This window comes from Accumulibacter sp. (genome assembly GCF_031732815.1).
Classification (GTDB): domain Bacteria; phylum Pseudomonadota; class Gammaproteobacteria; order Burkholderiales; family Rhodocyclaceae; genus Accumulibacter.
Genome location: NZ_JAVMKF010000079.1, coordinates 1 through 6,580, shown reverse-complemented (window position 1 = coordinate 6,580; position 6,580 = coordinate 1). Strand labels below are relative to the sequence as shown.

Here is a 6,580-nt window from a genome sequence, read left to right as displayed (position 1 = left end):
GTCCACGCCGCCAGTCGATCGGGCTGGCAGCGCCGCGTGCTGGCGCTGGCCGGAGAACACGAAGGCAAGCAACTTCCGTAGACTGAAGCCACTCGCTGGGCGCTGCCCAAGTGTCGGAATTCTTTACAGATGCTGGCGCACGCCTGCGCCCAGTCGGCGGCAACGAGTTGCTATAAGTAGCGCTTTATTCTCTGGCACGGAATGTGCGTTCGCGTCAAAGACGTCTGCTGCGGAAACGCCGGTCGATCGGTGCCGCGGGCCTTCGGTGACTCGACTTGGAGAACTCGGTATGCTCAAGAAATGCCTGGCTGCGGCCTTTGCCTTCGGACTGGCCGCTTCGGCAACGGCGACGACGATCACCGTTCCGGGAACCGCCGACATCTGGCTCGCTGGAATGCCGAACGGCTCGACCGCCTCCCTGCAGGATTCCGCTCCCGGGCAATCGCCCGTGCTGGTCAGCGGGATCTCTTTTGCCGCCGGGGATCGGCTCGTGTTTTCGGCGTCCGGAACAACCGATCATTGCCCCGCCGGCAGCTGCGGCTACGCCGGCGCCGAGGGCGACGCGAACGAGACGCCAACCAGTCACAACAGCGGCGCCGAGAATGGCATCGGCAACATCATCGTGCGGATCGATGCATTGATCGGCGTCTTCCTCGACGGTACGCAGCCCAACCTGACGCCTGCGCCGTCGACCTACCTCGATTTCAGCACCGACGCCGCACGCGATTTCGCCTCGCTGTCGCCGCTCCTCAAGCAGCCGTTCCTGATCGGTGACGGACGGCGCAACGACGGCACCACGGTACAGTCGTTTTTCGTGCCGACCGGTGCCACCCGACTGTATCTGGGTACGATGGACGGCTACGGCTGGTTCAACAACAGTGGCAGCCTGACGGTCGAGGTGGGCATCCGGAACGCAGTTCCCGAACCCGCAACGCTGCCCATCATCACCAGCGCGCTGCTCGCGCTCCTGCTCGGCCGACGTCGCAAGCTCGTGCACTAACCGGAAAGCGCGCCCGCGCGGCGCCTGCTACGGCGACCGGCGCGGCGCGCAACCACCGTGCCCCTGCGCGGTCAACGCGCGTTCGCGGCGTGTGAAGCTCCGTTGCCGGTGCCTGGCGTCTCCCGCTCAAGGACCGATGAGCAGTTCTTGCGGGCGTAATACCAGATAGCGCGCGTAGTGCCCAGCCGCACGATTGCCGTCGTCGCTGACCACGACGATGCGTGCTTGTCCGTCGAACAGCGCCTGCGTCACGCCTTCCGCATGCTCCAGACCGGGCAGACCGGCGACATGGACACGGCGCGGGCGATCTTGCGGCGCGCCGCTCCAGAACCACAAGGAAAAGTCCACCTCCTGGCGCGCCACGGGACCGCCGATCAACAGATAGCCTGCGAGGCAAGGCGCATACGCCATTCCGCGAATCCCGTTGCCGGCCAGATCGAGCGTCGTCAGCGTGCTGGCGATCTGCGGCTTGGCGCCCTCGTCGAAAACGGCCCGCGGATTCTCCAGACTGGCGACGATTGCACGGCCGCCGAGCAATGGACTGCGCAAGCCAATCAGCAAGCGACGCTGGTCGGCGCTCATCTCCAGGGCCTCGATATTCAGACCGCCTTCGCGTTTGACCTCGCGGATTTCGGCGGCCGTGGCCAATGCCGGGTGCGCCGCAGTCAGCGCGCGCTTGAGGCTGTCGACGACCCGCGGTTCGACGACAGCGTCGCCCTCGATGCGAAAGCGCACCAGCCGCTCGCGCGCCTCCTGCTCCTCGCCGTCACCATCGCGCGAATGCGAGGTGATGGCATAGACATAACCTGCCTGATCGGCGGTGACGCCTTCCAGGTCGTCGAGGTGCCAGAAGTCCCCCCTGCTCCACGGCCAGAACGGTGCTTCCAGCGGCTTGCGGTGAACCTTCCCGTCAACGATGCGAAGCAGGCTGAGCGCGTGCTTCTCTTCGTCCTCGATGACGATGAAGCGTCCGTCGGCGAGTTGCTGAATACCGGAGGGCTCGTAGACGCCGGTCAGGGGCTGAAAACGGGGGACGGCTTGTGCTGGCATGTGGAAAAGTCTCCGAGACGATTGCCCGCGCCGCGTCCTGTACCGGACGCAGGTCCGCTTGCGCTGTCCATCATCTTAGCCGATCTCGCCGCTCCCGCGCGCAGAGCAGCGCACGCCGACGCTCATGCACTCGCCGCCAGGCGGCCAGCCGCTTCACTGGCAGCGCAGTTGGCCGCCTGCAGCAGTGTCATCAGTGCGTCGTAATCGTAAGCGCGCGCGCGCTCGCCGAAGGTAGCGGCGAGTTCCGGCTTATCCTGCGCCATCGTTTCGATCAAGGCTTCAAGGCGCGCGCTGTCCAGTTCGAGCAAGGCCGCGCCCAGGGCCTGGCGCAGTGCGTCGGGCAGCGCGGCGAGATCCGCCGTCATCTGGCCCGTGGCAGTGGCGGCCTCGTCAACCGTTTCGTCGCGCAGAAAACGCCATCCCTGCAAACGTTCCATGCAGGTGAAGATCTGCTCGGAACGGAAGGGCTTGTGCACGATGTCGTCGAAGCCGGCGGCGACAAGTTCGCTGTCTTCCTCCTTGAAAGTCGAGGCGGTCACCGCGGCGATCCTGACTTGCGCGCCACCGGGCAGCAACCGGATACGACGGGTTGCCTCGACGCCGTCCATCACCGGCATCCGCCGGTCCATCCAGATGAAATGCGGTTGCCAGTCGGCAAATATGGCGAGTGCCTCGACACCGTTCTGCGCCGAGCGCACGCTCAAGCCAGCGCTCGCCAGCAAGTGGGTCAACAGGAAGCGGTTCTCGACCTGGTCCTCGACCACCAGCACCCGGCACGGCGCCTGTCCAGGTGCCAGGCCGGTCACTTCGCCCTGCGCCACGGATGCCTGCGGAACGTCCTCCGGCTGCGCCGCGATCAGCGGCAGTTCGACCCGGAAAACGCTGCCCCGCCCAGGGACGCTGTTGAGCGAGATCTGACCGCCCATCATCTCGACAAACTGGCGCGTGATGGCGAGACCCAGGCCGGTGCCCTGCTGCTTGACTGGCGCCCCGACCTGCACGAAGGCGTCGAAGATTTTGCCCTGATCTTCCGGCGTGATCCCGCAACCCGTATCCTCGACCTCAAAGCATAAGCGGGTCGATTCCCGGGCACCCAGACGCAATGTCACGCCTCCGTCCTCGGTGGCCTTGATCGCGTTGGCCATCAGATTGACCAGAATCTGGCGCAGCTTGGCTTCGTCGCCGACGATGTAGCGCGGAAATTCTGAGGAACCGTCGACCAGCAGTTGCAAACCCTTGTCCGCGGCGCGCACGCGCAGCATGTCGGCGACATCGATGATCATGGCGCCGAGATCGAAAGCCTGTGCGTCCAGGACTATCCGTCCCGCTTCGATCTTGGAGATGTCGAGCACATCGTTGATCAGCGCCAGCAGGTGATCGCCGCTCTTGTGAATGATGGCGAGGGTTTCCTTGTGCGGCAAGGAAGTGGTCGCATCGCGGCGCAGAATGTCGGACAGGCCGAGGATTGCATTCAAGGGCGTACGCAACTCATGGCTCATGTTGGCCAGGAAGAGGCTCTTGGCGCGATTGGCGGCCTCGGCGGCTTCCTTGGCTACTGACAGCGCTGCGGTACGCTCGTTGACCAGCGTTTCGAGATGATTGCGGTGCTCTTCCAGCTCGCTATTCTTGCTCACCAGTTCCTGCGAGCGCTGACGCAATTGTCGTTCGCTTTCCTGGAGCTCCCGCGTGCGTTCGGCGACCTGCTGTTCCAGATCCCGCTGCCACCCTTCGACGCGCTGCGCCATGGCGTTGAACACCGTCGCCAGTTGACCGAATTCGCCGCTTTCCGTCAGCGTAACGCGCGCTGCGAGGTGGCCCGCGGCGATCTCCCGAGCTGCCTCGGACAAACCTTTCACCGGTTTGGCGATCTGCTGCGCAAGCCAGAAAGCAAGAGCCATACCGGCGATCAGCATGCCAAGCCAGACGACCAGTTGGCGGGCAAGATCGCTCCAGGCCGAGGCCAGAGCGTGCTGACGCGGGATGCTGAGGACGATCGCCAGCGCGACGCTGGGATCGATCTTTACCTGCCGATGAAAGGCGAACACCGCCTGCCCTTGCCAGTCCGGACCCTCGTAGGAAGCATCGATACCCGCCAGGGCAAGCGCCGTCGGGCGCCAGGTCGCGGGCCCGACGGGCAGATCACTTGCCACTTCGCGGCGATCGCGAAAATCGCCGAAAGGCACCGCCACCCCGCGCGTCGCGCTGGCCACGATACACGTCCAGTGGCGCGAAAGCGGCCCGCGAATCGACGAGATCAGGCGCAGCAACGGCTCGTCGATTGCGATCTCGGCCACCAGCAAGGCGGTCGGCACGTCCGCGCGTGGCATTGCGAAAACCTGCCGGATGATGCGCAGGACACGCTTCTTGCCAACCTGATCGTGCGCCGCCAGCGTTTCGGCGTAGCCCGGCTGGACCAGCGTGGCCAGGTGTTCCGGCGAAATAGCGAGGTCGCTGGCCGTGCGTGCCCCGGCAAAATCACCCGCGCCAGCGAGCAGCGATCCACTCGCCGTATCGAGCAACGCCAGCCCGGAGATGTCCGGATAGCTCTGCCGCCAGCTTTCCAGCGCGCTGCTCAGGGCGTCGACCGACGGTGCCGGGCGGGCGACGATCGCCTGCCCGAGGAAGGGTGAGGCGCCAATGCCGCGGACATGCTCGCGACGGACCTTTAGCCAGTTGGTCAGGTGTTCGGCCAAGGTGCCAGACATCAGCTCGAGGTCGCCCAGCGCCTTGGCCCGTGCCGCCCCGAAACGGCCCGGGTTGCCGCTGCCGGGAATGCCGGCCACCTCGACCGCGACCATCACTCCCATCAACAGCAGGATCAGGACAGAGAAACCAAGAATGATCCTTTGCCGAAAGCTGGCGGTAAACAGCCGCGACATGCGCGCGCCCAAGTCAGTGCGGATAAAGAACCTCCGGCGCATAGTCGGCGCGGTCCAGTTGCCACCTGTCGCGCTCGCGAACGACATCCTGCATTGGCTGGTGGAGGATCCTGCGGCTGATCGTCGGCCAGTCGCCAGCGGTGGCCGGAATCAGGCCGACTTCCCGGCCAAAGGCAAACAATTGTTGCAACCGGCCGTTGTCGTTGGCGACATCAGGCGGCAGCAGCGGAAACGAGGGGTTCTCCGTCGTGTCTTTGCGCATCAGGCCTATCCATTGCACTTCCGACTGGACTTGCGTCTTGCCTGAAAAACGAATGTTCGACTGGCGGGTCCAGGCCAGCGCCGTACGCATATTCTCTTCCGATGTGCGCGACCAGTGCGCGCCGCGGTAAACCGAGGCCAGCATGGCTTTCAACTGCTCAGGGTACTGCGTCGCGAAGTCGATGTCGGCAAGGATATACGTCGACGTACCGGCACTCAGGATGACTTCGCTGCCGGGAACGCGCTCGACGATATTCATCGCGAAATGATCCCAGGAAGACACCGCATCGACCTTTCCATCGCGCAAGGCCTGTTCCATGTCGTTCGAGTTGACATGCACCGGAACGATGTCGGCCATGGACAGACCGGCCGCCCGCAGCGCCTGATGGAGCATGAAGTGGGCACTGGTTCCCGGCGGATAGCCAATCCGCAAGCCCTTGAACTGGGCAGGGGTGATCTTGCGATTGGCGACGATGGCATTGGTGTTGATGCGCGCGACGGCGATGATCGCGACTCGCTTCTGTGCCAGCGCGGTGATCGTCGGCAGATCGCCCATCACCATCACGTCGAGACGTCCGTCGCAGTACGGCTGCATTTCCTTGCCGGTCAGATAACCGTGTTCGCGCAACGTCCAGCCTGCGTCGGCGAGTTGTTTCTGCAGAATACGGTCGTGCAGCAGGCCCCCATTGGCGTAGCCCGAACCGGGCTGAGTGGCGAAATCGACCACCTTCGCCTGGTCGTTGCGCGTGTAAGGATACTTTTCGTAGTCACGTACCATAGCTGCAGGTGCCGGCGGTACGGGCCGTTGTCGCGCGTAGTAGCCGACAACCGCCAGGGTAAGGAGGAGCAGGGCCAGGCCGAAGATCCACATCAAGCGCTTGTTCATCGTGATCTGCTCCAGCCCGCCAGAGGTTTTCGGGCGCACAGTCGGCGTGCTCGATCGGTCGTTGCTCGGCGACGCTCGGGCAAGGCCATTTCGGCCAGCGGCCACCCAGTCATCGTCATCTATGCGAGTTAGTCATGGCGAACATGAACGTGGCAAGAGCCGCTTTCGCCGCTGAGGTCGTGCAGCGGCAGCGAAAAAGCCGGCTTGCCGGGAAAAGTTAACTGCTGGTTCAGCATAGGAGATGCAGTGCCACTTCTGCAAGTATTTCCGCCGCACAGCCGGGCGATCATCGTCAACCCGGCAGAATTCCGCTCTGGCTCTGGCTGGATCGCACCGCTTTCACTCCGGCCACAAACATGTGGACAGAGCGCTGAAGTTTCTCCATTCCTGGCCAGCGACGTTCAAGCCCACGACCTGGACTGATCGATCAGGGGACGTACTGGTCGATATACTCATTGACCGCCAGGCGGCCGAGGCGCTGCATGTCGAGCGACGATTCGACGA

Annotated in this window: 4 protein-coding genes; 1 reads left to right on the top strand and 3 read right to left on the bottom strand. The window is 64.1% G+C overall.

The genetic code is table 11. The annotated features are described in order from the left end of the window. Nucleotides 1-394: 394 nt before the first annotated feature. Nucleotides 395-1,000: a PEP-CTERM sorting domain-containing protein gene (locus RKP46_RS06600; protein ID WP_311105908.1), complete on the top strand. Its 606-nt coding sequence runs from the start codon at nt 395-397 to the stop codon at nt 998-1,000. A gap of 126 nt (nt 1,001-1,126) precedes the next feature. On the opposite strand, the gene RKP46_RS06595 is transcribed toward RKP46_RS06600, so the two are convergent. From RKP46_RS06595 to RKP46_RS06585, 3 genes are all read right to left on the bottom strand, one after another. Next, entirely contained in the window at nt 1,127-2,050 is a 924-nt protein-coding gene (locus RKP46_RS06595) for a DUF3616 domain-containing protein (RefSeq protein ID WP_311105907.1), read from the bottom strand. Nucleotides 2,051-2,172: 122 nt separating this feature from the next. After that, on the bottom strand, nt 2,173-4,929 hold the full coding sequence (locus tag RKP46_RS06590) for an ATP-binding protein (RefSeq protein ID WP_311105906.1): 2,757 nt from the start codon (nt 4,927-4,929) through the stop codon (nt 2,173-2,175). 13 nt (nt 4,930-4,942) lie between these two features. Next, complete coding sequence (locus RKP46_RS06585; protein ID WP_311105905.1) at nt 4,943-6,076, bottom strand: ABC transporter substrate-binding protein; 1,134 nt, start codon at nt 6,074-6,076, stop codon at nt 4,943-4,945. Between the last annotated feature and the right edge of the window lie 504 nt (nt 6,077-6,580).

What these genes read in the sequence shown, in the direction of transcription:
- RKP46_RS06600 (WP_311105908.1), top strand. Translation starts at nt 395, where the DNA reads ATGCCGAACGGCTCGACCGCCTCCCTGCAGGATTCCGCTCCCGGGCAA.
- RKP46_RS06595 (WP_311105907.1), bottom strand. Translation starts at nt 2,050, where the DNA reads ATGCCAGCACAAGCCGTCCCCCGTTTTCAGCCCCTGACCGGCGTCTAC.
- RKP46_RS06590 (WP_311105906.1), bottom strand. Translation starts at nt 4,929, where the DNA reads ATGTCGCGGCTGTTTACCGCCAGCTTTCGGCAAAGGATCATTCTTGGT.
- RKP46_RS06585 (WP_311105905.1), bottom strand. Translation starts at nt 6,076, where the DNA reads ATGAACAAGCGCTTGATGTGGATCTTCGGCCTGGCCCTGCTCCTCCTT.